This window comes from Nocardioides sp. URHA0032 (assembly GCF_000620645.1).
Classification (GTDB): Bacteria; Actinomycetota; Actinomycetes; order Propionibacteriales; family Nocardioidaceae; genus Nocardioides.
This window is the reverse complement of record NZ_JIAV01000018.1, coordinates 36,619-63,524: the sequence shown is the minus strand read 5'-3', so window position 1 is coordinate 63,524 and position 26,906 is coordinate 36,619. Positions and strand designations below refer to the sequence as shown.

The window sequence follows — 26,906 nt, the reverse complement described above, 5'->3', positions numbered from 1 at the left end:
GTCCCGTGAGGCGGAGAAGGAGGTCCGAGGCAGTTGCCTGCGCACCCTCACGACAGCCCGCTCGACGGGCAGCGCGTCGTCCTCGACGACCGCGACATCTCCCGGGCGCTGACCCGCATCTCCCACGAGATCCTCGAGCGCAACAAGGGCGCCGGTGACCTCGTGCTCCTCGGCATCCCGAGCCGCGGCGTCCCGCTCGCGAAGCGGATCGCCGAGCGGATCGCCTCCGTCGAGGGGTACGACGTGCCGGTCGGCTCGCTCGACGTCACGATGTACCGCGACGACCTCCGGATGAAGCCGGCGCGGGCCTTGCTGCCGACCGAGATCCCGCCCGGCGGCATCGACGGCCGCACCGTGGTCCTGGTGGACGACGTGCTGTTCTCCGGCCGCACGATCCGGGCGGCGCTCGACGCGCTCAACGACATCGGCCGCCCCCAGGCCGTGCGGCTCGCCGTGCTCGTGGACCGCGGGCACCGGGAGCTGCCCATCCGCGCCGACTTCGTCGGCAAGAACCTCCCGACCTCGCTGGTCGAGCGCGTGAAGGTGACGCTGGCCGGCATCGACGAGACCGACGCCGTGACGATCCAGGGCATCGGCACCGGAGGAGGAGCAGCATGAAGCGCCACCTGCTGAGCGCGGCCGACCTGAGCCGCGACGACGCCGAGCTGGTCCTCACGACCGCCGCCGAGCTGCGCGAGCTCGCGGACCGGCCGATCAAGAAGCTGCCCGCCCTGCGCGGCCGGACCGTGGTGAACCTGTTCTTCGAGGACTCCACCCGCACCCGGATCTCCTTCGAGGCCGCCGCCAAGCGGCTCTCCGCGGACGTCATCAACTTCGCGGCCAAGGGCTCGAGCCTGTCCAAGGGCGAGAGCCTGAAGGACACGGCGCTGACGCTCGAGGCGATGGGCGCGGACGCGGTCGTCGTCCGGCACGGCGCCAGCGGCGCCCCGCACCGGCTCGCGCACTCCGGCTGGGTCCGCTCGAGCGTCGTCAACGCCGGCGACGGCACCCACGAGCACCCGACCCAGGCGCTGCTCGACGCGTTCACGATGACGCGGCACCTCGGGGGCCACCTCGACGGCCGCCGGATCGTGATCGTCGGGGACGTGCTGCACAGCCGGGTGGCGCGCTCCAACGCGCTGCTGCTCGACACCCTGGGCGCGGAGGTGACGCTGGTCGCGCCGCCCACCCTGCTGCCGGTCGGCGTCGAGAGCTGGCCGGTGGAGACGTCGTACGACCTCGACGGCGTGCTCCCGAAGGCCGACGCCGTGATGATGCTGCGGGTCCAGCGGGAGCGCATGAACGGCGGGTTCTTCCCGACCGCGCGCGAGTACTCCCGCCGCTACGGCCTGGACGGCCGGCGGATGGCGACCCTCCAGGACCACACGATCGTCATGCACCCCGGCCCGATGGTCCGCGGCATGGAGATCACCGCGGACGTCGCGGACAGCGACCGCTCCGTGATCGTCGAGCAGGTCACCAACGGCGTCGCTGTGCGGATGGCCGTGCTGTACCTGCTGCTGGGCGGCTCCGAGCCCGCCGTCGGAGGAGAAGAGTGAGCGAGCGGAGCGAGCTCACCCATCGAAACAGTGCGCCATGTGCCTCATGCGCGCACGGAGCGAAGCGAGTACGCGCATGAGCAACTACCTGATCACCAACGTCTCGGTCCTCGGCGGTACGCCGACCGACCTCCTGCTCAGCGGCGGCGTGGTCGCCGACCCGGCGGACGCACCCGCCGACGCCGAGGTCGTCGACGCAACCGGTCTGGTCGCGCTGCCCGGCCTGGTGGACCTGCACACCCATCTGCGCGAGCCGGGCCGGGAGGACGCCGAGACCGTCGAGACCGGCACGCAGGCCGCGGCGATGGGTGGCTTCACCGCCGTGCACGCGATGGCCAACACCGAGCCGGTCGCCGACACGGCCGGCGTCGTCGAGCAGGTCTGGCGACTGGGCCGCGAGGCCGGCTACTGCGACGTCTTCCCGGTCGGCGCGGTCACCGTCGGGATCGCCGGGGAGCGGCTCGCCGAGCTCGGTGCGATGGCCGACTCGGCCGCCCGGGTCCGGGTGTTCTCCGACGACGGCCGGTGCGTCAGCGACGCGGTCCTGATGCGCCGGGCGCTGGAGTACGTCAAGGCGTTCGACGGCGTCGTCGCGCAGCACGCGCAGGAGCCGCGCCTCACCGAGGACGCGCAGATGAACGAGGGCGAGCTCTCCGGGCGCCTCGGGCTCGCCGGCTGGCCGGCGGTCGCCGAGGAGGCGATCATCGCCCGCGACGTGCTGCTCGCCGAGCACGTCGGCTCCCGACTGCACGTCTGCCACGTCTCGACCGCGGGGTCGGTCGAGCTGATCCGCTGGGCGAAGGGAAAGGGCGTGGACGTCACGGCGGAGGCGTGCCCGCACCACCTGCTCCTAACCGACGACCTGGCCGCGACCTACGACCCGGTCTACAAGGTCAACCCGCCGCTGCGCACCGCCGCCGACGCCGAGGCGCTCCGTGCCGGGCTCGCCGACGGCACCATCGACATCGTGGCCACCGACCACGCCCCGCACCCCCACGAGGACAAGGACTGCGAGTGGGCCGCCGCGGCGTTCGGCATGCTCGGCCTCGAGACCGCGTTGTCGGTCGTCCAGCAGACGATGGTCGACACCGGGCTCCTGGACTGGGCGGGCGTCGCGGAGCGGATGTCCTACGCCCCGGCCCGCATCGGCCGGGTGTCGGACCGGCACGGCCGCCCGGTCGCGGTGGGCGAGCCCGCCAACCTCGTGCTCTACGACCCCTCCGCCCGGCGCACGGTGGACCCCGCCGAGACCGCGAGCCTCAGCCGCAACACGCCGTACCGCGGCATGGAGCTGCCCGGCCGGGTCGTCGCGACGTTCCTGCGTGGCCAGGCCACCGTCCTGGACGGGAAGCTGCAGTGAGCGCTACCCCATCCTGGTGACGTCCCGGCCGTGACCCGCCGGCCGGCTGCTGGGTCGCCTAGGTTCCGTCCATGGAGGCCGGAGGGGACTGGCACGGGTGCGCGCGAGGGGCGGTGACCGCCGGCCGCGTCGTGCTCGCGATGACCGGCGCGACCGTGTCGTGACCGGCCTCACGCGGCGAGGGTTCCTCGTCGGCGGCGGCGCGGCGGTCGCCGGGGCGGCCGCCCTCGGTGGCGCGGCCGCCGGCTCCGGACGGGTCCGTCGTGCGCTCGGCCTCCGGCCCGACTTCTACGTCCCCGACGCGCCGGAGGGCCGGGTGGGGCTCGAGCCCGTGGCGTCGGCAGCCATGGGCGGGGACGTGGACCTCTTCACGGCCGTGCCGGCCGGGTACGGCGACGGAGCCGGGCTGCCCGTGGTCGTGGTGCTGCACGGCTCGAGCGCCTCCGCCGCCGACTTCCGCGGCTTCGGGTTCGGGAGCTTCCTCACCGCTGCGGTGCAGCAGGGTGCGCCGCCGTTCGTGCTGGCCGGCACCGACGACGGCCCGTCCGGCTGGGTGCCGGCCCCCGGGGCCGACCCGGTCGCGATGCTCCGCGACGAGCTCCCGGGCTGGCTGGCCGACCGTGGCTTCGACGCGGACCGGCGCGCGCTGTGGGGCTGGTCGCGTGGCGGGTACGGCGCGCTCCGGTTCGCCCTCGAGGAGCCGGACTGGGCCCGCGCCGCCGCGCTGTTCAGCCCGGCGGTCTCCGCGGCGGACCCGGCGCTGGCCGAGCTGTCGCCGCTGGCGGGACTTCCCCTGGCGGTGTGGTGCGGCACCGACGACGCCTTCTACGACGACGTGCGGGACGTGGTCGGTCGGCTGCCCGAGGAGCCCGAGGCCGTGACGTACGCCGACGGCGGGCACACCCGGGTCTTCTGGAACGACCACACCGTGGACGCCTTCGGGTGGCTGGGCGGCGAGCTCGCCGGCCGCTGATACGCTCGCCCCAGCTTCGACATCCTTTAACGATCCGTCCCGTGAGGCGGAGAAGGAGGTAGGGCGTGCCCCTGCATGCCACCAGCAGCCCCGCGATCCTCGTCCTCGAGGACGGGCGCACCTTCCACGGCGACTCGTACGGCGCCCCGGGCGAGACGTTCGGCGAAGCGGTCTTCAACACCGGCATGACCGGCTACCAGGAGACGCTCACGGACCCGTCGTACCACCGGCAGGTCGTGGTGATGACCGCGCCGCACGTCGGCAACACCGGCATCAACGACGAGGACCAGGAGAGCCGCAGGATCTGGGTCGCCGGGTACGTCGTCCGCGATCCCGCCCGCCGCGCGTCCAGCTGGCGGTCGCGCAGGAGCCTCGACGAGGAGCTGCGCGAGCAGGCCGTGGTCGGCATCTCCGGCATCGACACCCGGGCGCTCACCCGCCACCTCCGCGAGCGCGGTGCGATGCGCGTCGGCATCTCCTCGACCGAGACCGATCCGTCCGCGCTGCTGTCGCGGGTCAAGTCGTCCGGCGAGATGACCGGCGCCGAGCTGGCCTCGGAGGTGTCGACGACGGAGACGTACGTCGTGCCGGCGATCGGCCCGAAGAAGCACACCGTCGCCGCGCTCGACCTCGGGATCAAGAGCATGACACCGCACCGGATGGCCGAGCGCGGCATCGAGGTGCACGTGCTGCCCGCGACCGCGAGCCTCGAGGACGTCCGGGCGGTGTCGCCCGACGGGCTGTTCTTCTCCAACGGGCCCGGCGACCCGGCCGCGACCACCCACCAGGTCGAGGTGCTGCAGGGTGCGCTCGCCGAGGGGATCCCCTACTTCGGCATCTGCTTCGGCAACCAGCTCTTCGGCCGTGCGCTCGGCTTCGGCACCTACAAGCTCAAGTACGGCCACCGCGGCATCAACCAGCCCGTGATGGACCGCACCACCGGCAAGGTCGAGGTGACCGCCCACAACCACGGCTTCGCGGTCGACGCGCCGCTCGACGGCAGCACGACCACGCCGTACGGCGAGGCGAGCGTGAGCCACGTCTGCCTCAACGACGACGTCGTCGAGGGCCTCGAGCTCCGCGACGGCGACGGGCGGCTCAAGGCCTTCTCGGTGCAGTACCACCCCGAGGCCGCCGCAGGCCCGCACGACGCCGCCTACCTCTTCGACCGCTTCGTCAGCCTCATGGGGTCTCGATACGCCGGTCGCTCGTCCCTCACGACCGGCTACTCGACCACCGAAAGCGAGGGATGATGCCCAAGCGCGACGACATCAGGTCCGTGCTGGTGATCGGCTCCGGGCCGATCATCATCGGCCAGGCCTGCGAGTTCGACTACTCCGGCACCCAGGCCTGCCGGGTGCTCAAGGCCGAGGGCCTGCGGGTGATCCTGGTGAACTCCAACCCCGCCACGATCATGACCGACCCGGAGTTCGCGGACGCGACGTACGTCGAGCCGATCACGCCGGAGTTCGTCGAGAAGGTGATCGCCAAGGAGCGCCCGGACGCGCTGCTGCCGACGCTGGGCGGGCAGACCGCGCTGAACGCGGCGATCGCGCTGCACGAGCGGGGCGTGCTGGAGAAGTACGGCGTGGAGATGATCGGCGCGAGCTTCGAGGCCATCCACCGCGGTGAGAACCGCGAGCTGTTCAACGGGATCGTCGCGAAGATCGGCGGCGAGGTCGCCCGCAGCTTCGTGTGCCACTCGCTCGACGACTGCGAGAAGGCCGTGGTCGAGCTCGGCTACCCGGTCGTCGTACGGCCCTCGTTCACGATGGGCGGCACCGGCTCCGGCATCGCCTACGACGAGACCGACCTGGCCCGGATCGCCGGCGCCGGGCTGGCCGCCAGCCCCACCACCGAGGTGCTGATCGAGGAGTCGATCATCGGGTGGAAGGAGTACGAGCTGGAGGTGATGCGCGACAAGGCCGACAACGTCGTGATCATCTGCTCGATCGAGAACCTCGACCCGATGGGCGTGCACACCGGCGACTCGATCACCGTCGCGCCGGCCATGACGCTGACCGACCGCGAGTACCAGCACCTGCGCGACCTCGCCATCGGCATCATCCGCGAGGTCGGGGTCGACACCGGCGGCTGCAACATCCAGTACGCCGTGAACCCGGCGGACGGCCGGGTGATCGTCATCGAGATGAACCCGCGGGTCTCCCGCTCCTCCGCCCTGGCGAGCAAGGCGACCGGCTTCCCGATCGCCAAGATCGCCGCCAAGGTCGCGATCGGCTACACCCTCGACGAGATCCCGAACGACATCACCCGGGAGACGCCCGCGAGCTTCGAGCCGTCGCTGGACTACGTGGTGGTGAAGGTGCCGCGGTTCGCGTTCGAGAAGTTCCCGGGCGCGGACCCGACCCTGACGACGCACATGAAGTCGGTCGGCGAGGCGATGGCGATCGGCCGCAACTTCACCGAGGCGCTCCAGAAGGCGCTGCGGTCCCTGGAGTCCAAGGACGCGCCGTTCGACTGGCACCAGGAGTGGGTCGACCTCGACAAGGCCGCCCTGCTCACCGAGATCGCCACCCCGCACGACGGGCGGCTCAAGAAGGTGATGGACGCGATCCGCGCCGGTGCCACGCCGGAGGAGATCTTCGGTGCCACGGGGATCGACCCGTGGTTCGTCGACCAGCTGATGCTGATCGACGAGCTCGCCGCCGAGGTCACCGCCGCTCCCGAGCTCACGCCGGCGCTGCTGCGGAAGGCGAAGCGGCACGGCTTCTCCGACGTGCAGATCGGCAAGATCCGCGGCATGAGCCCGGACGTCGTCCGCGGTGTCCGGCACGCGCTCGGCATCCGCCCGGTCTACAAGACCGTCGACACGTGCGCCGCCGAGTTCGCGGCGGCCACGCCGTACCACTACTCGTCGTACGACGAGGAGTCCGAGGTCGCGCCGCGGGAGAAGCCGGCGGTGATCATCCTCGGCTCGGGTCCGAACCGGATCGGCCAGGGCATCGAGTTCGACTACTCGTGCGTCCACGCCTGCCTCGCGCTGAGCGAGGCCGGCTACGAGACGGTGATGGTCAACTGCAACCCCGAGACGGTCTCGACGGACTACGACACCTCGGACCGGCTGTACTTCGAGCCGCTGACGCTCGAGGACGTGCTCGAGATCGTGCACGCGGAGGAGCAGGCCGGCCCGGTCGCGGGCGTCATCTGCCAGCTCGGTGGCCAGACGCCGCTCGGGCTGGCCCAGGGGCTCAAGGACAACGGCGTCACGATCGTCGGCACCTCGCCCGAGGCGATCCACCTCGCCGAGGAGCGCGGCGCCTTCGGCCGGGTGCTCCACGAGGCCGGGCTCCCCGCCCCCAAGCACGGCATGGCGACGTCCTTCGCGGACGCCCAGGAGATCGCGGCCGAGATCGGCTACCCGGTGCTGGTGCGCCCGTCGTACGTCCTCGGCGGCCGCGGCATGGAGATCGTGTACGACGACGCGGCGCTCGAGGGCTACATCGAGCGCGCGACCGAGATCAGCCCGGAGCACCCGGTGCTGGTCGACCGGTTCATCGACGACGCGGTCGAGATCGACGTGGACGCGCTCTACGACGGCGAGGAGCTGTTCCTCGGTGGCGTGATGGAGCACATCGAGGAGGCCGGCATCCACTCCGGTGACTCGTCGTGCGCGCTACCGCCGATCACGCTCGGCGAGGCCGAGATCGGCCGGATCCGGCAGGCCACCGAGGCGATCGCCCGCGGCGTGGGTGTGCGGGGACTGCTGAACATCCAGTTCGCGCTCGGCTCGGACGTGCTCTACGTCCTGGAGGCCAACCCGCGCGCCAGCCGGACCGTCCCGTTCGTCTCCAAGGCGACCGCGACCCCGCTGGCCGAGGCCGCCGCCCGCGTGATGATGGGGGAGTCGATCGCCGCGCTGCGCGCCGACGGCGTCCTCCCCGCGGAGGGCGACGGTGGCACGCTGCCCCCGGACCAGCCGATCGCGGTCAAGGAGGCGGTGATGCCGTTCAACCGGTTCCGCACTCCCGACGGTCGGCAGGTGGACACGGTGCTCGGCCCCGAGATGAAGTCGACCGGCGAGGTGATGGGCCTCGACGCCGACTTCGGCACGGCGTTCGCCAAGGCGCAGGCCGGCGCGTTCGGGCCGCTCCCGACCACGGGCAAGGTGTTCGTCAGCATGGCCAACCGCGACAAGCGGCACATGATCTTCCCGATCAAGGTGCTGGCCGAGCACGGCTTCGAGATCCTCGCGACGCAGGGCACCGCCGAGGTGCTGCGCCGCAACGGCGTGCGGACGACGGTGGTGCGCAAGCACTGGGAGGGCGAGGGCCCGAACGGCGAGAAGACCACCGTGCAGTTGATCCTCGACGGCGAGATCCAGCTCGTGATCAACACGCCGAACGGCTCCGGCTCGGGCGGTTCCGCCCGCGTCGATGGCTACGAGATCCGCACCGCGGCCGTGATGGCGAACATCCCGTGCATCACCACGGTCCAGGGCCTCGGCGCCGCGGTCCAGGGGATCGAGGCGCTCGAGCGGGGCGAGATAGGCGTGATGTCGCTGCAGGACTGGGCCCGCCGCTGATGTATCGCGCCTTCTTCGACCGGGTGCTGACCCGGACCGACCCGGAGCGGGCGCACCACGGCGCGTTCCGGGCGATCCGGGCCGCGCGGCCGGTCACCCGCCTCCGTCGTACGCCGGGGGAGGCGGTGTCCGCGCTCGGGTTGACCTTCCCCAACGCGCTCGGCCTGGCCGCCGGCTTCGACAAGAACGCCGTCGGCATCGACGGCCTCGGCGCCCTCGGGTTCGGCCACGTCGAGGTCGGGACCGTCACCGGCGAGGCGCAGCCGGGCAACCCGGCGCCGCGGCTGTTCCGGCTGCCCGAGGACCGTGCGGTCGTGAACCGGATGGGCTTCAACAACGACGGCGCCGAGGCGGTCGCGCAGCGGCTGAAGGCCCGCGGCCGTCGGCCCGGACCCGTGCTCGGCGTGAACATCGGCAAGAGCAAGGTCGTGCCCGAGGACGAGGCCGTGCGCGACTACGAGAAGTCCGCGCGGCTCCTGGCGCCGTACGCCGACTACCTGGTCGTCAACGTGAGCTCACCGAACACGCCGGGCCTGCGCAACCTGCAGGCGGTCGAGAAGCTCGAGCCGATCCTCACGTCGGTGCAGAGGATCGCGGCGCTCGACGACCGGCGCGTACCGCTGCTCGTCAAGATCGCCCCCGACCTGGCCGACGAGGACGTGCTCGGTGTCGCCGACCTCGCGCTCGCCGTCGGGCTGGACGGCATCATCGCCACGAACACCACGATCTCCCGCGAGGGCCTGCGCACCCCGTCGGCCCGGGTCGAGGAGGTCGGTGCGGGCGGGTTGTCCGGTCGGCCGCTCGCCGGACGCGCGCTGGAGGTGATGCGGCTGCTGCGCACGCGGGTGGGGCCGGATCTCTGCCTGGTCGGCGTCGGCGGCATCACCACGGTCCAGGACGCGCGCGACCGCCTCGAGGCGGGCGCGACCCTGCTCCAGGGCTACACCGCGTTCGTCTACGAGGGCCCGCTGTGGCCGCGCCGGATCATCGAGGGAGTGTCCGCATGACCTTCGGTTCTCGACTGCACGCCGCCATCGAGGCGCGCGGCCCGTTCTGCGTCGGCATCGATCCGCACGCCGCGCTGCTCACCGACTGGGGCCTGGCCGACGACGTGGCCGGGCTCGAGACCTTCGCGCTCACGACCGTCGAGGCGGTCGCGCCGTACGCCTCGGTCGTGAAGCCGCAGTCGGCGTTCTACGAGCGGTTCGGCAGCCGCGGCGTCGCCGTCCTCGAGCGGGTGATCGCGGATTCCCGGGCCGCCGGTGCCCTGGTGCTGCTCGACGTGAAACGCGGTGACATCGGCTCCACGAGCCAGGCCTACGCCGATGCCTACCTCGATCCCGCCTCGCCGCTCGCCAGCGACGCGATCACGGTCAGCCCGTTCCTCGGGTTCGGTTCCCTGGACCCGCTCGTCGACACCGCCCGGCGCCACGACGCCGGGGTCTTCGTCCTCGCGCTGACCTCCAACAAGGAGGGGCCCGAGGTGCAGCACGCCACGATCGACGGCGGCGGCACGGTCGCCGGCCGGATGCTCGACCACCTGCGTCACCTCAACGCGGATGCCCGGCCGCTGGGCTCCTTCGGTGCGGTCGTCGGCGCGACCATCGGGTCGACGGAGGAGAACCTCGCGTTCAACGGCCCGATCCTCGCGCCCGGGTTCGGTGCCCAGGGCGGCACCATCGCCGACGTACGCCGAATCTTCGGCTCGAACGCCGTCCTCCCGAGCTCCTCGCGCGAGGTGCTGCGACTCGGGCCGGACCGCTCGGCCATGCGGGACGCCGTGCTGCGGACCAACGACGAGCTGCGCGGATGAGGAGACTCCTCGTGGCCGCGCTGCTGCTCCCGCTGCTGCTCACCGGGTGCGGCTCGGACCGGGACACCTACTGCAGCGCGGTGAAGGACCACCAGCAGGAGCTCAGCGACCTCGTCGGGAGCGGCGGTCCGGACGCGCTCCTCGAGGCGCTGGACATCTTCGAGGACCTCCAGGACAAGGCCCCCGGCGACATCACCGACGAGTGGCAGCAGCTCGTCACCAGCATCCAGGGCCTGCAGAAGGCGCTCGAGGACGCCGGGGTCGACCCGGCGACGTACGACCGCGACCACCCGCCGTCCGGTCTGAGCGCCGACGACAAGGCGCGCGTCGATGCCGCCGCGAAGGCGCTCGGCAGCGGCACCACGCTCCGCGCCCTCCAGGACCTCGACCAACAGGCGCGCGACGTCTGCAAGACGCCGTTGACGTTGTAGCGGCGGGCGGTCGCCCGCGCCGGCCTGTGCCCGCCGATGCGGACCGACGCGGGCCGATCCGGGCCGGCGGTGAGTCAGCCACCGTTTGCCGGGTCGAAAGGGTGGCTGGGGCACCGCTGACCCGCGCCAGCCCCCACGAGCCCGGGCCGGCGGTGGACCAGCCACCTTCTGCGCGGCCGAAAGGGTGGCTCACGCACCGCCCACCCACGCCGACCAGCTCCGGTCCGGGCCGGCGGTGGAGCAGCCACCTTCTGCACGGCCGAAAGGGTGGTTCACGCACCGCCCACCCGCGCCGACCAGCTCCGGTCCGGGCCGGCGGTGGAGCAGCCACCTTTTGCACGGCCGAAAGGGTGGCTCACGCACCGCCCACCCGCGCCCACCCCGCATCGACCCCGCATCGACCCGCGCCCACCCGGCCGACCCGCCCCCACCCATACCGGCGCACTGCCGACAACGAACCCTCGATTGCTGGCCCACGAGTGTTCTGACTAGATTGACCTCGCACCCGACCGGGCGAGATCGCCCGAGGCCCACCCACCTCTCGAAGGACCGTCCCGTGGCTCTGCCCCCGCTCACCCCTGAACAGCGCCAAGCGGCCCTGGAGAAGGCCGCCGCCTCCCGGCGGGAGCGGGCCGAGGTGAAGAACCGGCTCAAGAACTCCGGCGCGTCGATCGTCGACGTGCTCGAGGAGGGCCAGCGCAACGAGGTGATCGGCAAGATGCGGGTCGTCGACCTGCTGCAGTCGATGCCCGGGCTGGGCAAGGTGCGCGCTCGTCAGCTGATGGAGCGGCTCGGCATCGCCGAGAGCCGCCGGGTCCGCGGCCTGGGCGCCAAGCAGGTCGCCGCGCTCCAGAAGGAGTTCGCCGCGCGTGACTGACGCGCAGGACCCGTCAGCGGCAGCGCGTCGTTCCCGTCTCGTCGTCCTCGCCGGGCCCACCGCGGTCGGCAAGGGCACCGTCGCCGCCGAGGTGCGCGCCACCCACCCCGAGGTGTGGATCTCCGTCTCCGCGACCACCCGTCAGCCCCGGCCGGGGGAGGAGAACGGCGTCCACTACTGGTTCGTCTCCGACGACGAGTTCGACCGGATGGTCGCCGACGGTGACCTGCTCGAGTGGGCGGTCGTCCACAAGGCGGCGCGGTACGGCACCCCGCGGCAGCCGGTCGACCTCGCGCTGGCCTCCGGGCGCCCCGCGATGCTTGAGATCGACCTGCAGGGCGCCCGCCAGGTGCGCCGCACCATGCCCGACGCCCTGTTCGTGTTCCTCAAGCCGCCCTCGTGGGAGGAGCTGGTACGCCGGCTGGTCGGCCGGGGCACCGAGAGTGCGGAGGAACGCACCCGCCGGCTGGAGACGGCGCGGGAGGAGCTGGCCGCCGAGACCGAGTTCGACGTGACGATCGTCAACCACGAGATTCACGCTGCAGCCGAGGAGTTGGTAGCCTTGATGAAGCCATCCCCGACTGATCTGTGAGGCTTTAGCGTGTCCGGACCCACCATCGCCGCCGAGGGCGTCACCAATCCCTCGATCGACGACCTGCTGACGAAGACCGACAGCAAGTACAAGCTGGTCCTCTACAGCGCCAAGCGCGCCCGGCAGATCAACGCGTACTACTCCCAGCTCGGCGAGGGCCTGCTGGAGTACGTCGGCCCGCTGGTCGACACCCACGTGCAGGAGAAGCCGCTCTCGATCGCGCTCCGCGAGATCAACGACGACCTCCTGACCTGCGAGGACATCGATCCCGCCGAGCTCGCCGCCGAGGAGGCCGCCGCCGCGGCTGCCGCCGCGGACGCCGGCAACTGACGACGAGTGGTCCACTGACCACCACCACGTCCACCGAGGCCGTGCCCCCGACGGGGGCACGGCCCGGCTCGGTTCTGAGGGTGGTTCTGGGCGTCTCCGGCGGCATCGCGGCGTACAAGGCCTGCGAGCTGCTGCGGCTGTTCACCGAGTCCGGCCACGACGTGACCGTCGTGCCGACCGCGGCCGCGCTGGAGTTCGTCGGCGCGCCCACCTGGTCGGCGCTGTCCGGCAAGCCCGTCTCGACCGACGTCTGGAGCAACGTCCACCAGGTGCCGCACGTCCGGATCGGCCAGTCGGCCGACCTGGTCGTCGTCACGCCGGCGACCGCCGACGTGCTCGCGAAGGCGGCGCACGGCCTCGCCGACGACCTCCTCACCAACACGCTGCTGACCGCCCGCTGCCCGGTCGTCTTCGCCCCGGCGATGCACACCGAGATGTGGGAGCACCCCGCGACCCGCGCCAACGTCGCCACCCTCCGCGAGCGCGGTTGCCTGGTGATCGAGCCCGCCGAGGGCCGGCTCACCGGCAAGGACACCGGCAAGGGCCGGCTGCCCGAGCCGCCCGAGATCTTCGACACCTGTCGCGAGGTCCTGGCGCGCGGTACGACCACCCCGGACCTGGCGGGTCGCCGGGTGGTGGTCTCGGCCGGCGGCACCCGCGAGTACCTCGACCCGGTCCGCTTCCTCGGCAACCGCTCGTCGGGTCTCCAGGGCTACGCGCTGGCCCGCGCCGCCGCCGCGCGGGGCGCCGAGGTCACGTTGGTGGCCGCGAACACGTCCCTGCCCGACCCGGCGGGGGTGAAGGTGGTCCGGGTGGAGACCACCGGCCAGCTGCGCGACGAGGTCGTCAGCGCGGCCGCCTCGGCCGATGCCGTCGTGATGGCCGCGGCGCCGGCCGACTTCCGGCCGGTCGACCCGAGCGGCACCAAGATCAAGAAGGCCGCCGACGGCTTCGCGCCGTCGATCGACCTGACGCAGAACCCCGACATCCTCCACGAGCTCAGCACCGAGCGCGCCCGTCCCGGCCAGGTGATCGTCGGGTTCGCGGCGGAGACCGGCGACGACACCGGCAGCGTGCTCGACCTGGCCCGCGCCAAGCTCGCCCGGAAGGGCTGCGACCTCCTCGTCGTCAACGACGTCAGCGGGGGAGCGGTGTTCGGCAGCCCCGAGAACGAGGCCGTGATCCTGGCTGCCGACGGCGCGGCCGTCGAGGTCCCGCGCGGGTCGAAGGCAGCCCTTGCCCATGTCGTCTGGGACGAAGTCACCCGACGACTTGCCTCTCGTTAGGGTGTGCGCATGACCGGACGTCTCTTCACCTCGGAGTCTGTGACCGAGGGCCACCCCGACAAGATCGCCGACCAGATCAGCGACTCCGTGCTCGACGCGATGCTCGAGCAGGACCCGTACAGCCGGGTCGCGGTGGAGACGCTGCTCACCACCGGCCTGGTGGTCGTCGCGGGCGAGGTGACCACGACCGGCTACGTGGACATCAAGCAGAAGGTCCGGGACCGGATCCTGGCGATCGGCTACGACTCGTCACTCAAGGGCTTCGACGGCGCCTCGTGCGGCGTGATGGTCGCGATCGGCGGCCAGTCCGGAGACATCGCGCAGGGCGTCGACACCGGCCACGAGAGCCGCACCGGCTCCGTGGACGCCATGGACAAGCAGGGCGCCGGCGACCAGGGGCTGATGTTCGGCTACGCCTGCGACGACACCGACGTACTGATGCCGCTGCCGATCGTGATCGCGCAACGGCTCGCCGAGCAGCTCAGCGCGGTCCGCAAGGACGGCACGCTGCCCTACCTGCGGCCGGACGGGAAGACCCAGGTCACCATCGAGTACGACGAGGCGAACCGGCCGGTCCGCGTGGACACCGTGGTCCTCTCCTCGCAGCACGACGAGGACACCGAGCTCGACACGCTCGAGGCCGACGTCAAGAAGCACGTCATCGACCCGGTGCTCGCCACCTTCGACATCCCGTCCGAGGGCTACCGGCTGCTCGTGAACCCCACCGGGCGCTTCGTGGTCGGCGGCCCGATGGGCGACGCCGGCCTCACCGGCCGCAAGATCATCGTCGACACCTACGGCGGCATGGCCCGGCACGGCGGCGGCGCGTTCTCCGGCAAGGACCCCTCGAAGGTCGACCGCTCGGCGGCGTACGCCATGCGCTGGGTGGCCAAGAACGTCGTGGCCGCGGGGCTCGCCACCCGTTGCGAGGCGCAGGTCGCCTACGCGATCGGCAAGGCCCAACCCGTCGGCGTCTTCATCGAGACCTTCGGCACCGGCGTGGTGAGCGACGAGCAGATCCAGCAGGCCGTCCTCGACGTGTTCGACCTGCGGCCGGCCGCGATCATCGCGGACCTGGACCTGCTCCGCCCGATCTACGCCAAGACCGCGGCGTACGGTCACTTCGGCCGGGAGCTGCCCGAGTTCACCTGGGAGCGCACCGACCGCGCCGAGGAGCTCCGCGCAGCCGTCGGCCTCTGACGCGTCCCGCCGCGTCGGCGGACGCTGGTAGAACTTCGCCCATGACCGACGCCCAGCCCGAGCTCCTGCCCGGACTCGTGCGGGCGCAGGTGACGGCCTCCCGGGCGAAGGCGCGGGAGACCCGGGCGCGCAAGGCCGCCGAGGCCGAACCGGCGGCGGTCGATCCGGTCGCGCGGGTGCTGGTCGACGTGCCGCTGGCGCACCTGGACCGTACCTTCGACTACGCCGTGCCCGCCGCGATGTCGGACGCGGCCGTGCCGGGCGCCCGGGTCAAGGTGCGGTTCGCGGGGCAGGACGCGGACGGGTTCGTGCTCGAGCGGGCCGCGGCCTCCGACCACGCCGGACGCCTGGCCCCGCTGCGCCGCGCCGTCAGCTCCGAGCCGGTGCTCACACCCCCCGTGGCGGCGCTTGCGGGCGAGCTCGCGACGCGGTACGCCGGCACCCGCTCGGACGTGCTGCGCCTCGCCGTCCCGCCTCGCCACGCCACGACCGAGAAGCAGCCCACACCGGCCGCGCCGGACGGCCGTCCGTACGACGCCCGGGCAGCCGAGTCCGCCTGGGCCGGGCACGAGCCCGCGACGGCGTACCTGCGCCACCTGACCGACGGCGGCAGCCCGCGGGCCGTGTGGACCGCCGCGCCGGCCACGGACTGGACGCTGCTGGTCGCGCACGCGGTCGCGGCGACGCAGGCGTCCGGCCGCGGCGCGCTGGTGTGCGTGCCCGACGGCAAGGACGTCGCGCGCGTGGACGCGGCACTCACCGCGGTGCTGGGTCCGGACCGGCACGTCGCCCTCACCGCGGACGTCGGCCCCGCCCGTCGGTACGCCGACTTCCTCGCCATCAGCCGTGGGGCCCGGCGCGTCGTCGTCGGGACCCGCGCCGCGGCGTTCGCGCCCGTGCACGACCTGGGACTGGTGGCGGTGTGGGACGACGGTGACGACCTGCACGCCGAGCCCCGCGCGCCGTACCCCCACACCCGCGAGACGTTGCTGCTGCGCGCCGAGCGGGAGGGCGCGGCGGCGCTGGTGGGCGGCTACGTGCGGACCGTCGAGGGCGAGTACCTCCTCCGCACCGGCTGGGCGCGGGAGCTCGCCGCGGACCGGGCCGCCCGCCGGGCGGTCACCGTCTCGATCGTCGGAGAGAGCGACGCCCGGGCGCGCGGGGGCCGGGTGCCGCGCGAGGTGCACCTGCTGGTCCGCGAGGCCCTCGAGAGCGGGCCGGTGCTCGTGCAGACGCCGCGGCTCGGCTACGTCACTGCCCTTGCCTGCGAGCGCTGTCGTACGCCGGCGCGCTGCCCGGCCTGCACCGGACCGCTCGCGCTCACCGGTCCCACGACGCCGCCGGCCTGCCGGTGGTGCGGGACGGCCGCCGACCCGTGGGCGTGTCCCGAGTGCGGTCACCGCGGGCTGCGGGCCCCGGTGCTGGGCGACGCACGGACGGCGGAGGAGCTCGGCCGGGCGTTCCCGGGCACGACCGTCCGGACCAGCTCGGGTGAGCGGGTCGTCGCCACGGTCGGGGACGAGCCCCAGATCGTGGTCGCCACGCCCGGGGCGGAGCCGGTCGCCGCGGGCGGGTACGCCGCGGTCGTCCTCCTCGACACCTGGCTGCTGCTCTCGCGGATCGACCTGCGCGCGGAGGAGGAGGCGCTGCGCCGCTGGGCGAACGCCGCGGCCCTGGCCAGGCCGGGCGGCCGGATCGCTGCGGTCGGGGACCCGGCTCACCCCGCGCTCCAGGCCCTGGTGCGCTGGGACCCCGCCGGCTTCGCGGACCGGGAGACCACGCAGCGGGTGGAGGCGCACCTGCCGCCGGCCAGCCGGCTGGCGACGATCACGGGCGAGCCGGGCGCGGTCGACGATGCGCTGACCCTGCTCGCCGCGCCCGCGAGTGCCGAGGTGCTCGGGCCGGTCGACGTCGCGGACGGGCAGAGCCGGGTCGTCGTCCGGGTCCCACGCGCCCAGGGCACCGAGCTGTCCGCCGCGCTGCTCGAGCTCCAGCGGCTCCGCTCGAGCCGCAAGCTGGACGCGGTCCGGATCCAGGTCGACCCACCGACGCTCTGACCGTCTCGGGCCGTCCCTAGGATGGTCCCGTGGCCATCCAGCCGATCCGCCTGTTCGGGGACCCGATCCTGCGCAAGCCAGCCGTCGAGGTCGTCGACTTCGACAGGGAGCTGCGCCGGCTCGTCGAGGACCTCACCGAGACCATGCTCGCCGCCCCCGGTGCCGGCTTGGCCGCGCCCCAGATCGGCGTCGGCCTGCGCGCGTTCACCTGGCACGTCGACGGCGAGGTCGGCCACCTCGTCAACCCGCGACTCGAGCTCTCGACCGAGCTCCAGGACGGCCCCGAGGGCTGCCTCTCGATCCCGGACCTCACGTTCGACTGCAAGCGCGCGCTGTCGGTGGTCGCGCACGGCTTCTCCATGTACGGCGAGCCCGTGGTGGTGCAGGGCTCCGAGCTGCTGGCTCGCGCGATCCAGCACGAGACCGACCACCTCGACGGGGTGCTGTTCGTCGACCGCCTCGACACCGACGCCCGCAAGGCCGCGATGCGGGCGATCCGCGAGTCGGAGTGGTTCGGCCTCGAGCGACCGACCGTGAAGGTGTCCCCGCACGCCACCAACGGCCTGGGCCTCTAGGCGATGCGGCTCGTCTTCGCGGGCACCCCCGAGGTGGCCCTCCCGTCGCTCGACGCCATCGCGGCCTCCGACCACGAGCTGGTCGGTGTCGTCACCCGCCCGGACGCCCCTGCCGGCCGGGGCCGAACGCTGGTCGCGAGCCCCGTCGCGCAGCGCGCCGAGCAGCTCGGCGTACCCGTCCTCAGGCCGGCCCACCCGCGCGAACCGGACTTCCAGGAGGCCCTGCGCGCGCTGGCCCCGGACTGCTGCCCGGTCGTGGCGTACGGCGCGCTGCTGCCGCAGTCCGCACTCGACATCCCGGTCCACGGCTGGGTGAACCTGCACTTCTCGGCGCTCCCGCACTGGCGGGGCGCGGCCCCGGTGCAGCACTCGATCTGGGCCGGCGACGAGGTCACCGGTGCGACCACCTTCCGGATCGTCAAGGAGCTGGACGCCGGGCCGACGTACGGCGTGATGACCGAGCGGATCCGGCCCACCGACACCGCGGGTGACCTCCTCGCCCGGCTGGCCGAGGGCGGGGCGAGCCTCCTGGTCGCCACGCTCGACGGCATCGCCGACGGCTCGATCGAGGCCCGTCCCCAGCAGGCCGAGGGCGTCTCGTACGCCCCGAAGATCGAGGTCGACGACGCCCGGATCGACTGGACGCGGCCCGCGGTCGCCGTGGACCGTCAGGTCCGCGCGTGCGCGCCGGCGCCCGGTGCCTGGACGACGTACGCCGGTGAGCGGCTCAAGGTCGGGCCCGTCCGGCCGGTCGAGGCGGTGCTCCCCGCCGGCGAGCTGGCGGTCGCGAAGAACGAGGTGCTGGTCGGCACCGGCAGCTCCGCCGTGCGCCTCGGCGAGGTCCGGCCCAACGGCCGCAAGCAGATGTCGGCAGCCGACTGGGCGCGTGGCGCCCGTCTCGAAACGGGGTCCAGTCTGGGGGACACCGGTGAAAGCTGACGCCAGCGCCGATACGGTCGTCGCCATGAGCGGGTGGACGAACTCTCGGGAACCGGGGAAGCCAGCCACGGATGGCTGACGTCCAGGCCCGCCGGCCGGCCCGCCCGGGCGTCGATCCCGTCCGGCTCGCCGCCCTCGAGGTCCTCAAGTCCGTGCGCGTCGACGACGCCTACACCAACCTGGTGCTGCCGTCGGTGCTGCGTGACTTCGGCCTCTCCGGCCGGGACGCGGCGTTCGCGACGGAGCTCGTCTCCGGCACCATCCGCCGCCGCGGCACCTACGACGCGATCCTGGCCGCCTGCATCGACCGGCCGGTGAGCAAGGTCGAGGCGAAGGTGCTCGACGCGATGCGGCTCGGGTGCCACCAGCTGCTGTCCATGCGGGTGCCCGCCCATGCAGCCATCAGCACCACCGTGGACCTGGTCCGGGCCAAGGGCAGCTCCGGCGCCGGCGGATTCGCGAACGCCGTCCTCCGACGGGTCGCCCAGCAGGATCTGGCGGCCTGGCTGGGACAGGTCGCGCCCGACCCGCGCGTCGCGCCGACCCGCTACGCCTCGATCGCCTACAGCCACCCGCGCTGGGTGGTCGACGAGCTGCGTTCGGCGGTGGGGGCCGAGGAGCTCTTCGACCTGCTCGCCGCCGACAACGAGCCGCCCCGGGTGACCCTGGTCGCCCGTCCCGGCCGGAGCACCCGCGACGAGCTGCCCGGCGAGCCGACGCCGTACTCGCCGTTCGGCAGCGTGCTCGCGGGCGGAGACCCGGGCGAGGTCGCCGCCGTTGCCGGGGGACGCGCGGGGGTGCAGGACGAGGGATCGCAGCTGGTCGCGGTCGTGATGGCCGCGGCCACGGTCGAGGGCCGCGACGAGCGCTGGCTCGACCTGTGTGCCGGCCCGGGTGGCAAGGCGGCGCTGCTGGCCGCGCTCGCCGCCCAGCGCGGCGCCGGGCTGGTCGCCTCCGAGCGCCAGGAGCACCGGGCCGGCCTGGTCCGGCGCTCGCTGCGCGGCGCCGACGGCGTGACCGGGATCGTGACCGCGGACGGCACGGTGCCGCCGTACCGGGCTGCCTCCTTCGACCGGGTGCTCGTCGACGCCCCCTGCACCGGTCTGGGTGCGCTGCGCCGCCGGCCGGAGGCCCGCTGGCGCCGCCGCGCGGACGACCTGCTGGGGCTCGTGCTGCTGCAGCGGCGCCTGGTCTCCGCGGCGATCGGGCTGGTCCGGCCGGGCGGCGTGGTGCTCTACGCCACCTGCTCGCCGGTCCTCTCCGAGACGCGCGGCGTGGTCGGCTCGGTGCTGGAGACGCATCCCGACGTGCGGCTCGAGGACGCCGTCCCGCTGCTGCCCGGGGTCCCGCGCTGCGCGGGCCCGGTGCCCGGCACGATCCAGCTGTGGCCGCACCGGCACGGCACCGACGCCATGTTCATGGCGCTGCTGCGGCGGACCGGGTAGAGCCCAGGCCGAGGTCCGATCCTCGTGTCGGTGCGGCAACATCCCTCATATCGAGGGCGCCCACCGGCCATCGCCAGGAATACGTTGACGACGGACCAGCTCGGGTGGGTCCGCTCCCGCCCGTCCCGTGAAGACCCCTCAGAAGGGACGATCCCATGCGTCAACTCACGTTGGCGGCCGCTGCGGGGTCCGCAGCGTTGCTCGCCACGTTCACCGCCACGGCAGCGCCCGCCACGACGGTGGCGCCCCTGGTGCCGCTTGCAGCGCAGGCCCCGGAGTCGGCCTTCACCGACGCCGCGGCTGCCGCCGACCCGGTCGCCTGCCAGCGGCCGGCGCCGGACAACCGCGTCTCCACCACCATCCACTGCTACACGCCCGACCAGATCCGGGCGTTCTACGGCCTCTCTCCGCTGACTCCCTCGACGAACGACGGTGCGGGCCAGACCATCGTGCTGGTGGACTCCTACGGCAGCCCGACCGCGGCCGAGGATCTCGCCTTCTTCGCCGAGACCTTCAGCGGTCCGACGCCTGACTTCGAGGCGGTCTTCCCGATCGGCAAGCCGGGCTACAAGGACCCGCCGGGCAACGGATCTGGGACCTCCGGACCTGCAGCCGCTATCGGCTGGGCCGGTGAGGCCAACCTCGACGTGCAGTGGGCGTACGCGATCGCGCCGAAGGCGCACATCGTCCTCCTCGCCACGCCGCCGGCCGAGACCCAGGGTGTGCAGGGTCTGCCGAACCTCATGAAGGCGATGGACTGGGCCGTCGGGGCCTACCCGGCCGGCACGGTCTTCTCGATGTCGTTCGGGACCAGCGAGGAGGCGTTCGCCTCTCCCGCCGCGGCCAGGTCGGCCTTCGCCAGGTTCGACGCGACGTTCCAGCGCGGCCAGGCCCGCCACGACACCTTCTTCGCCTCCTCCGGTGACGACGGGTCCCTGGGTGTGGGCCGGGCGCACCACCAGGGGCAGACGCTGGACCACCCCTCCACGAGCTACCCGAACTCCTCTCCCTACGTGACGTCGGTCGGCGGCACGCAGGTCCAGTCCGGCTGGACGTGGAACCCCACCTCGGACAAGCCGTTCAACGACGACGGGTCCCGCAACCCGGCGTACTGGGCGTGGACCCCGGCCGGTAGCAGCGAAGCCGTCTGGAACGAGACCTGGGGCCCGATCAGCACCGGCGGCGGTCTCTCCAGCGTCTACGCCCGCCCGTCCTTCCAGAACGGCGTCGCCGGCGTGGTGGGCAACCACCGCGGCGTCCCCGACCTGGCGTGGAACGCGGCGGTCAACGGCGGCGTGCTCGTCTTCCACAGCTACTTCCCGAAGGCAGCCGGGCCGCCGCTGTGGGGTGTCTTCGGGGGAACGTCGGCCTCCTCGCCGCAGGTGGCGGCACTGACCGCGATCGCCAACCAGGGCCGGACCGCGCTGGGGAAGCCCGGGATCGGTGACCTGAACTCGGTGATCTACTCGTCGGGGTTCGCCAAGTCCACGGCCTTCACCGACATCGTCCCGCGGGTCTACGGCACCGCGGCCAGCGGTGTCCTGGATGACAACCAGATGTGGGAGTACGCCGCGGACGGCACGGTCCACCCGGGCCCTGTCGCGGGCATGCCGACCACACCGGGGTACGACCTGACCACCGGCTGGGGCTCGCCCAAGGCGGCCGGATACGTGTCACAGCTCATCGCGCACTGATCGACCCGAACACGGCGGCGGGCACCTGTGGGGGCCCGCCGCCGTCGCGTCCGGTCCTCGTGCTCGGAGCGACGGCCACCCCGTCAGTCGACCCAGACCAAGGTGGTGGTCACCGATGAGCAGCAGCGCTGCGCGGTGCAGCCGGGGCCGGGTCGCCCGCACGAAGTCCGAGAAGTCCTCCGCATCGTTCCTCGTCACACCTTCAGACTCCCGGGCCGCGATTGCGTTGCACGCGGAGGTGGATCAGTCGAGGACGTGGCGCAGGTAGCGCCCAGGCGCCTCCAGGTAGCGGCGCCAGTGCTGCACGAGCTCCAGCTCCTCCCAGGTCGTACGCCGGATGCCCCAGTCGCCCACCTCGAGGATCGTGGCGCCCGGCATCGCGGCGAGCACGGGGGAGTGCGTGGCGCAGAGGACCTGTCCGCCGGACTCGACGATCCGGCCCAGCGCGCCGATCAGCGCGAGGGTGGAGGAGAACGAGAGGGCAGCCTCGGGCTCGTCGAGGCAGTAGAGGCCGGGGGAGTCGAAGCGCGTGCGCAGCACCTCGAGGAACGACTCCCCGTGGCTCATCTCGTGGAAGACCGGGTCGCGCCGGGCAGCGTCCTGGGGTCCGGGGTTGTCCTCGAGGTAGGAGTAGTAGCCGTGCATCGTCTCGGCACGCAGGAAGAAGCCCCACCGGCCGGCGCCGAGGCCGCGCTGCAGCCGCAGCGCCCGGCCGAGGGGAGACTCCGAGGCGCGCGTGGCGTGCCGGCTGCCGGTCGACCCGCCCTCGGCGCCCAGTCCGTAGGCGGTCGCGACCGCCTCCACGATCGTCGACTTGCCCGAGCCGTTCTCGCCGACCAGGAAGGTCACGAACGGCGAGAGCTCGAGCCCGTCGGCTGCGAGCTGGGCGACCGCCGGGATGCTCATCGGCCACTGCCCGCCCGGCAGGGCTCGCTCCGGGTCCACCCACGCCCGCACCACCGGTGGCTGGTCGAAGTCCATGCGAGCACCGTAGGCACAGCCACCCCCTAGATTGGGGCCATGCCCTCGAAGTCGCCGTCGGTGGAGATCGAGGTCGACGACCGCGTCGTCCGGGTCTCCAACCCGGATCGGGTGTACTTCCCGGACAGCGGTGCGACGAAGCTCGACCTCGTCGAGTACTACCTCGCCGTCGGGCCCGGGATCGTGAACGCGCTGTTCGAGCGGCCCTGCATGCTCCACCGGTTCCCGAAGGGGCTGGCCGGCGACAAGGTGCACCAGAAGCGGCTGCCCGCCGGTGCCCCGCCCTGGGTGGAGACCGTCGAGCTGCACTTCCCCCGCTGGAACCGCACCGCCGACGAGCTGTGCGTCACCGAGCTCGGTGCGGTGATCTGGGCGGTGCAGATGTCCACGGTCGAGTTCCACCCGTGGAACAGCCGCCGCGCGGACACCGAGAAGCCCGACGAGTGGCGCATCGACCTCGACCCCGGGCCGCTCTGCGACTTCGACACCGTCCGCCGGGTCGCGCACGTGGCGCACGAGGTGCTCGACGAGCTGGGCGCGGTCGGCTTCCCGAAGACGAGCGGCAGCAAGGGCATGCACGTCTACGTCCGGATCAAGCCCGAGCACGGCTTCAAGGAGGTACGCCGGGCGGCGCTCGCGTTCGCCCGGGAGGTCGAGCGCCGGGCGCCCGAGGACGTCACCACGACGTGGTGGACCAAGGACCGGGACCCGCATCAGCTGTTCGTGGACTACAACCAGAACGCCCGCGACCACACCATCGCCGCGGCGTACTCCGTCCGCGGCCTCCCCGACGCGCGGGTCTCCACGCCGATCCGCTGGGACGAGGTCGACGACGTCGACCCCCGCGACCTCACGATCTTCACCGTGCCTGCACGGTTCGCCGAGATCGGCGACCTGCACGCCGACATCGACGACCACGTCTTCGACATCGCGCCCCTGCTGGAGTGGGCCGACCCCGAGGCCTGACGGGTCGTCCGCCTCTGGCGCGTGAATACGCCACCCTGGGGCGGACGACCCGACCTCACCCCGTCGGGCGAGCCTGAGCATGCCGGCCCAGGGGAACCCCCACGCGCGTGACCGCCCGCGCCGAGCTGCTCCGCACCGTCCGTGACACCGCCCGGGAGGCCTTCGGCCACGAGACCCTGCTCCCGGGGCAGGCCGAGGCGACCGCGGCGCTGCTCGACGGCCACGACGTGCTGCTGATCGCGCCGACCGGCTCGGGCAAGTCGCTGGTCTACCAGCTCGCCGGCCTGCTCATCGACGGTCCCACGATCGTGATCTCGCCGCTGCTCGCGCTGCAGCAGGACCAGATCGCCAAGCTCGAGGCGGCGGGCGCGCGGGTGCGCGCCGGCCGGATCAGCTCGGCGGAGTCCGAGGCGGCCCGCCGTGAGGCGCTCGAGGCGGCGGCCGCCGGGTCGCTCGAGTTCCTGTTCCTGGCACCGGAGCAACTCGCCAACCCCGACGTGCGTGAGCGCGTGGCCGCCCTCCGCCCGAGCCTGGTGGCGGTCGACGAGGCGCACTGCGTCTCGGCCTGGGGGCACGACTTCCGGCCCGACTACTTCCGCCTGGGCGACCTCCTCGGGGAGCTCGGCCGCCCGCGGGTCGTGGCGATGACGGCGACCGCCGCGCCGCCCGTGCGCGAGGAGGTCCTGGAGCGGCTCTGCCTCGACGCCCCCGAGACCGTGGTGACCGGCTTCGAGCGCGACAACCTCGCGCTGGCAGTGATCCGGCACGTCGACGCCGACGACCAGCGTGCGGCCGTGCTGGACGCCGCGGCGGAGGCGGAGGGGCCTGGCATCGTCTACTGCCGCACCCGCCCCGCAGCGGAGGAGTACGCCGCCGCGCTCGTCGAGCGCGGCCGCCGGGCCACGGCCTACCACGCCGGTCTCGGCCATCGCCGCCGCTCGGAGGCGCAGGAGGCGTTCATGGCCGGCGGGCAGGACGTCGTGGTGGCGACGTCCGCCTTCGGCATGGGCATCGACAAGCCCGACATCCGCTGGGTCCTGCACGCGCAGGCACCCGAGTCACTGGACAGCTACTACCAGGAGGCGGGCCGAGCGGGCCGCGACGGCGAGCCGGCGACCTGCACGCTGCACTACCGCCCCGAGGACCTCGCGCTGGGACGGTTCTTCAGCGCCGGGGTGCCGAAGCGCGCGGACGTCGAGGCCGTCTCCGCCGCTGCCGCCGAGGTCGGCACGGAGCCGCGCGCGGTCGCCGAGCGGTCCGGCGCCGGTCCCCGCAGGGTCGGACGCATCCTCAACCTGCTCGAGCTGGCCCGGCAGTCCGACCCCGACGCGGACCCGGTCGCCCGGGCGATCGAGCTCGCCGAGTCCCACCGGAGGCTGGAGCGCTCCCGCGTCGAGATGGTGCGTGCGTACGCCGAGACCGACCGCTGCCGCGCCGAGTTCCTCGTCGGCTACTTCGGTGAGCGGCTCGCCCGGCGGTGCGGGGTGTGCGACAGCTGCCGGGCCGGCACCGCGCCGGACCCGGTCGAGCCCGGCGACGCGGCCTACTCTGTGCAGGACCGGGTGCGGCACGAGGCATTCGGTCCCGGCGTGGTCACCGACGTCGAGGAGGACCGGCTCACCGTGCTGTTCGACGAGGTGGGCTACCGCACCCTGGCGCTCGAGCTCGTCGAGGACGACCTGCTCCACGCCCTAGACTGATCGTCCGTGGGGCACATCCAGATCACGCCGAGCATCCTCAACGCCGACTTCGCGCGCCTCGGCGCGGAGGTCGGACGGATCGGCAGCGCCGACTGGGTCCACGTGGACGTGATGGACAACCACTTCGTCCCGAACCTGACCTTCGGTCCGACGATGGTCGAGGCGCTGGCCCGCAGCACCGATGTACCCCTCGACGCGCACCTGATGATCGAGGACGCCGACGACAACGCGCTGGCGTACGTCGAGGCCGGCTGCGGCTCGGTCACGTTCCACGTGGAGGCGGCGAAGGCGCCGGTCCGGCTGGCCCGCGAGATCCGGGCGCACGGCGCCCGCGCGGCGATGGCACTGAAGCCCGCGACGCCGATCGACCCCTACGAGGACCTGCTCGCCGAGCTCGACATGGTCCTGGTGATGACCGTGGAGCCGGGCTTCGGCGGCCAGCAGTTCCTGGACCTGTGCCTGCCCAAGATCCGGCGCGCCCGCGAGCTGATGGACAAGCACGGCGTCGAGACCTGGCTCCAGGTCGACGGCGGCGTCTCGCTCGACACGATCGGGCGCTGCGCCGAGGCGGGCGCCGACGTGTTCGTGGCCGGGTCGGCCGTCTACTCCGCCGACGACCCCGACCGGATGGTGGCCGAGCTGCGGGCCCGGGCCGAGGCCGCGCGAGGCTAGCCGGTGGCCGGCCGGGCCGCGACCTCCCGGAAGGTCTGCGCCCCGTCGGTGGAGACGTAGAGCCGGTCGAGGGTGCTCACCCAGACGACCGGGCCCGTGGTCTGCCTCCGGTCGAGGGACGCGCCGAGCGCCAGGAGCGGCCCCCAGGGTCGCTGCGGCGCCGGCAGCGCCGGCAGCGCCGGCGTGAACGCCGGGCGCCACGGCCGGTACGACGCCCAGTCGTCGCCGGCACTGATCCAGAGACCGTGCCACACCGGGTTCTCCCGCTCCCGCCGGTCGCCGCTCCAGGCGTCGAGGAGGGCGAGCAGCCGGCCGTCGGGGAGCACCACCTGGCCGCCGGTGTACGCCTGCTGGCCGTGGGTCATCGGGACGTCGAACCGCTCCCACGGGCCGCCGCCGACCGAGCGCACCAGGCGCTCGAACGGCGCCAGGGTCGCGCCGTCGTGGCCGCCCTGCTGCGCGCGGGTGCCGTCCTGGAGGGAGAGGATGTCGCTGGTCAGCAGCCCGCCCATCCCGGGAGCGGGGGAGGGCCTGGTGACGCGCGGCTCGTGCGCGGACCATGCGCGGTACGTCCCCGGGGCGTACGAGGCCGTCTCCATCCGGTCGTCGCTGGTCACGATCGCGCCGAACGTGTGGCCGTGCCGGCGCAGCACCCACCAGGCATGGACGACCAGGCCGTCCGGTCCCGGGCGGACCGTGACGTCCGAGAGCGTGGCACCGGGGTCGGCGACCACTTGCTCCAGCGTCGGCCGGTCGGAGGTCGTGGCGACGACGGCCGGAGCCCCGGATCGGGCGGCCGGCTCGCGGGGGTCGTCGCTGCACCCGCCGGCCAGGAGGGCGAGGGCGGCGGCCGCGAGCCCGGCGGTGGTCTTCACGCGGCTGTGACGCTCCTGGTCCCGGTCGGGTTGCCGTA

At 73.2% G+C, this 26,906-nt stretch carries 24 protein-coding genes; 22 read left to right on the top strand and 2 right to left on the bottom strand.

Features of this window, described 5'->3' with window-relative positions; all coding sequences use genetic code 11:
• The first annotated feature begins 33 nt into the window (after positions 1-33).
• The 19 genes from pyrR (at position 34) to N538_RS0107045 (ending at position 21,674) form a co-directional block, all read left to right on the top strand.
• Positions 34-618, top strand: a complete 585-nt coding sequence (gene pyrR, locus N538_RS0107140; RefSeq protein ID WP_028636748.1) for a bifunctional pyr operon transcriptional regulator/uracil phosphoribosyltransferase PyrR — start codon at positions 34-36, stop codon at positions 616-618.
• Entirely contained in the window at positions 615-1,559 is a 945-nt protein-coding gene (locus N538_RS0107135; protein ID WP_028636747.1) for an aspartate carbamoyltransferase catalytic subunit, read from the top strand. The genes pyrR and N538_RS0107135 overlap by 4 nt, the downstream gene beginning before the upstream one ends.
• A gap of 76 nt (positions 1,560-1,635) precedes the next feature.
• Positions 1,636-2,919, top strand: a complete 1,284-nt coding sequence (locus N538_RS0107130) for a dihydroorotase (protein WP_028636746.1) — start codon at positions 1,636-1,638, stop codon at positions 2,917-2,919.
• 160 nt (positions 2,920-3,079) lie between these two features.
• The gene (locus N538_RS0107120) at positions 3,080-3,892 is read left to right on the top strand and encodes an alpha/beta hydrolase (protein WP_028636745.1); all 813 of its coding nucleotides are present in this window, start codon (positions 3,080-3,082) and stop codon (positions 3,890-3,892) included.
• Positions 3,893-3,957: 65 nt separating this feature from the next.
• A complete protein-coding gene (gene carA / locus N538_RS24205; protein WP_051548919.1) occupies positions 3,958-5,145 on the top strand; it encodes a glutamine-hydrolyzing carbamoyl-phosphate synthase small subunit in 1,188 nt (395 codons plus the stop codon).
• Positions 5,145-8,435: a carbamoyl-phosphate synthase large subunit gene (gene carB, locus N538_RS0107110; RefSeq protein WP_028636744.1), complete on the top strand. Its 3,291-nt coding sequence runs from the start codon at positions 5,145-5,147 to the stop codon at positions 8,433-8,435. Before carA ends, carB begins: the two co-directional genes overlap by 1 nt.
• Positions 8,435-9,442, top strand: a complete 1,008-nt coding sequence (locus tag N538_RS0107105) for a quinone-dependent dihydroorotate dehydrogenase (RefSeq protein ID WP_028636743.1) — start codon at positions 8,435-8,437, stop codon at positions 9,440-9,442. Before carB ends, N538_RS0107105 begins: the two co-directional genes overlap by 1 nt.
• Complete coding sequence (gene pyrF, locus N538_RS0107100) at positions 9,439-10,248, top strand: orotidine-5'-phosphate decarboxylase (protein ID WP_028636742.1); 810 nt, start codon at positions 9,439-9,441, stop codon at positions 10,246-10,248. The genes N538_RS0107105 and pyrF overlap by 4 nt, the downstream gene beginning before the upstream one ends.
• A complete protein-coding gene (locus N538_RS0107095; protein WP_155991996.1) occupies positions 10,245-10,679 on the top strand; it encodes a hypothetical protein in 435 nt (144 codons plus the stop codon). Before pyrF ends, N538_RS0107095 begins: the two co-directional genes overlap by 4 nt.
• 556 nt (positions 10,680-11,235) lie before the next feature.
• Positions 11,236-11,556, top strand: a complete 321-nt coding sequence (gene mihF, locus N538_RS0107090) for an integration host factor, actinobacterial type (RefSeq protein WP_028636740.1) — start codon at positions 11,236-11,238, stop codon at positions 11,554-11,556.
• Complete coding sequence (gene gmk, locus N538_RS24200) at positions 11,549-12,148, top strand: guanylate kinase (RefSeq protein ID WP_036569776.1); 600 nt, start codon at positions 11,549-11,551, stop codon at positions 12,146-12,148. Before mihF ends, gmk begins: the two co-directional genes overlap by 8 nt.
• 9 nt (positions 12,149-12,157) lie before the next feature.
• Complete coding sequence (gene rpoZ, locus N538_RS0107080; protein ID WP_028636739.1) at positions 12,158-12,478, top strand: DNA-directed RNA polymerase subunit omega; 321 nt, start codon at positions 12,158-12,160, stop codon at positions 12,476-12,478.
• Positions 12,479-12,558: 80 nt separating this feature from the next.
• Positions 12,559-13,764, top strand: coding sequence for a bifunctional phosphopantothenoylcysteine decarboxylase/phosphopantothenate--cysteine ligase CoaBC (gene coaBC / locus N538_RS0107075; RefSeq protein WP_028636738.1), 1,206 nt, complete (start codon positions 12,559-12,561; stop codon positions 13,762-13,764).
• Positions 13,765-13,773: 9 nt separating this feature from the next.
• On the top strand, positions 13,774-14,964 hold the full coding sequence (metK, locus tag N538_RS0107070) for a methionine adenosyltransferase (RefSeq protein ID WP_028636737.1): 1,191 nt from the start codon (positions 13,774-13,776) through the stop codon (positions 14,962-14,964).
• 41 nt (positions 14,965-15,005) lie between these two features.
• Positions 15,006-17,021: a primosomal protein N' gene (locus tag N538_RS0107065; protein WP_081790342.1), complete on the top strand. Its 2,016-nt coding sequence runs from the start codon at positions 15,006-15,008 to the stop codon at positions 17,019-17,021.
• Positions 17,022-17,050: 29 nt separating this feature from the next.
• On the top strand, positions 17,051-17,596 hold the full coding sequence (gene def / locus N538_RS0107060; protein ID WP_028636735.1) for a peptide deformylase: 546 nt from the start codon (positions 17,051-17,053) through the stop codon (positions 17,594-17,596).
• 3 nt (positions 17,597-17,599) lie between these two features.
• On the top strand, positions 17,600-18,535 hold the full coding sequence (gene fmt, locus N538_RS0107055; protein WP_028636734.1) for a methionyl-tRNA formyltransferase: 936 nt from the start codon (positions 17,600-17,602) through the stop codon (positions 18,533-18,535).
• Positions 18,536-18,606: 71 nt separating this feature from the next.
• Positions 18,607-19,980, top strand: a complete 1,374-nt coding sequence (locus N538_RS0107050) for an RsmB/NOP family class I SAM-dependent RNA methyltransferase (RefSeq protein WP_028636733.1) — start codon at positions 18,607-18,609, stop codon at positions 19,978-19,980.
• 155 nt (positions 19,981-20,135) lie between these two features.
• Positions 20,136-21,674, top strand: a complete 1,539-nt coding sequence (locus N538_RS0107045; protein WP_155991995.1) for a S53 family peptidase — start codon at positions 20,136-20,138, stop codon at positions 21,672-21,674.
• Between the two features lie 243 nt (positions 21,675-21,917).
• On the opposite strand, the gene N538_RS0107040 is transcribed toward N538_RS0107045, so the two are convergent.
• Entirely contained in the window at positions 21,918-22,655 is a 738-nt protein-coding gene (locus N538_RS0107040) for an AAA family ATPase (RefSeq protein ID WP_028636731.1), read from the bottom strand.
• A 39-nt stretch (positions 22,656-22,694) separates the two neighbouring features.
• On the opposite strand from N538_RS0107040, the gene ligD reads away from it, so the two are divergent.
• The 3 genes from ligD (at position 22,695) to rpe (ending at position 25,993) form a co-directional block, all read left to right on the top strand.
• A complete protein-coding gene (gene ligD, locus N538_RS0107035) occupies positions 22,695-23,621 on the top strand; it encodes a non-homologous end-joining DNA ligase (protein WP_028636730.1) in 927 nt (308 codons plus the stop codon).
• A gap of 107 nt (positions 23,622-23,728) precedes the next feature.
• Entirely contained in the window at positions 23,729-25,321 is a 1,593-nt protein-coding gene (locus N538_RS0107030) for a RecQ family ATP-dependent DNA helicase (RefSeq protein ID WP_028636729.1), read from the top strand.
• Positions 25,322-25,327: 6 nt separating this feature from the next.
• Positions 25,328-25,993 carry a ribulose-phosphate 3-epimerase gene (gene rpe / locus N538_RS0107025; protein WP_028636728.1) on the top strand — a complete coding sequence of 222 codons (666 nt, stop codon included), beginning with the start codon at positions 25,328-25,330 and terminating at the stop codon, positions 25,991-25,993.
• Here rpe and N538_RS0107020 read toward each other — a convergent pair.
• Positions 25,990-26,868: a hypothetical protein gene (locus N538_RS0107020; RefSeq protein WP_028636727.1), complete on the bottom strand. Its 879-nt coding sequence runs from the start codon at positions 26,866-26,868 to the stop codon at positions 25,990-25,992. The genes rpe and N538_RS0107020 overlap by 4 nt on opposite strands.
• Positions 26,869-26,906: the final 38 nt, after the last annotated feature.

Excerpts from the sequence above, each read along its gene's own strand:
- N538_RS0107135 (WP_028636747.1), top strand. The coding sequence starts at position 615 with ATGAAGCGCCACCTGCTGAGCGCGGCCGACCTGAGCCGCGACGACGCC.
- N538_RS0107130 (WP_028636746.1), top strand. The coding sequence starts at position 1,636 with ATGAGCAACTACCTGATCACCAACGTCTCGGTCCTCGGCGGTACGCCG.
- carB (WP_028636744.1), top strand. The coding sequence starts at position 5,145 with ATGCCCAAGCGCGACGACATCAGGTCCGTGCTGGTGATCGGCTCCGGG.
- N538_RS0107105 (WP_028636743.1), top strand. The coding sequence starts at position 8,435 with ATGTATCGCGCCTTCTTCGACCGGGTGCTGACCCGGACCGACCCGGAG.
- pyrF (WP_028636742.1), top strand. The coding sequence starts at position 9,439 with ATGACCTTCGGTTCTCGACTGCACGCCGCCATCGAGGCGCGCGGCCCG.
- N538_RS0107095 (WP_155991996.1), top strand. The coding sequence starts at position 10,245 with ATGAGGAGACTCCTCGTGGCCGCGCTGCTGCTCCCGCTGCTGCTCACC.
- metK (WP_028636737.1), top strand. The coding sequence starts at position 13,774 with ATGACCGGACGTCTCTTCACCTCGGAGTCTGTGACCGAGGGCCACCCC.
- N538_RS0107065 (WP_081790342.1), top strand. The coding sequence starts at position 15,006 with ATGACCGACGCCCAGCCCGAGCTCCTGCCCGGACTCGTGCGGGCGCAG.
- fmt (WP_028636734.1), top strand. The coding sequence starts at position 17,600 with ATGCGGCTCGTCTTCGCGGGCACCCCCGAGGTGGCCCTCCCGTCGCTC.
- N538_RS0107050 (WP_028636733.1), top strand. The coding sequence starts at position 18,607 with ATGGCTGACGTCCAGGCCCGCCGGCCGGCCCGCCCGGGCGTCGATCCC.
- N538_RS0107045 (WP_155991995.1), top strand. The coding sequence starts at position 20,136 with ATGCGTCAACTCACGTTGGCGGCCGCTGCGGGGTCCGCAGCGTTGCTC.
- N538_RS0107040 (WP_028636731.1), bottom strand. The coding sequence starts at position 22,655 with ATGGACTTCGACCAGCCACCGGTGGTGCGGGCGTGGGTGGACCCGGAG.
- ligD (WP_028636730.1), top strand. The coding sequence starts at position 22,695 with ATGCCCTCGAAGTCGCCGTCGGTGGAGATCGAGGTCGACGACCGCGTC.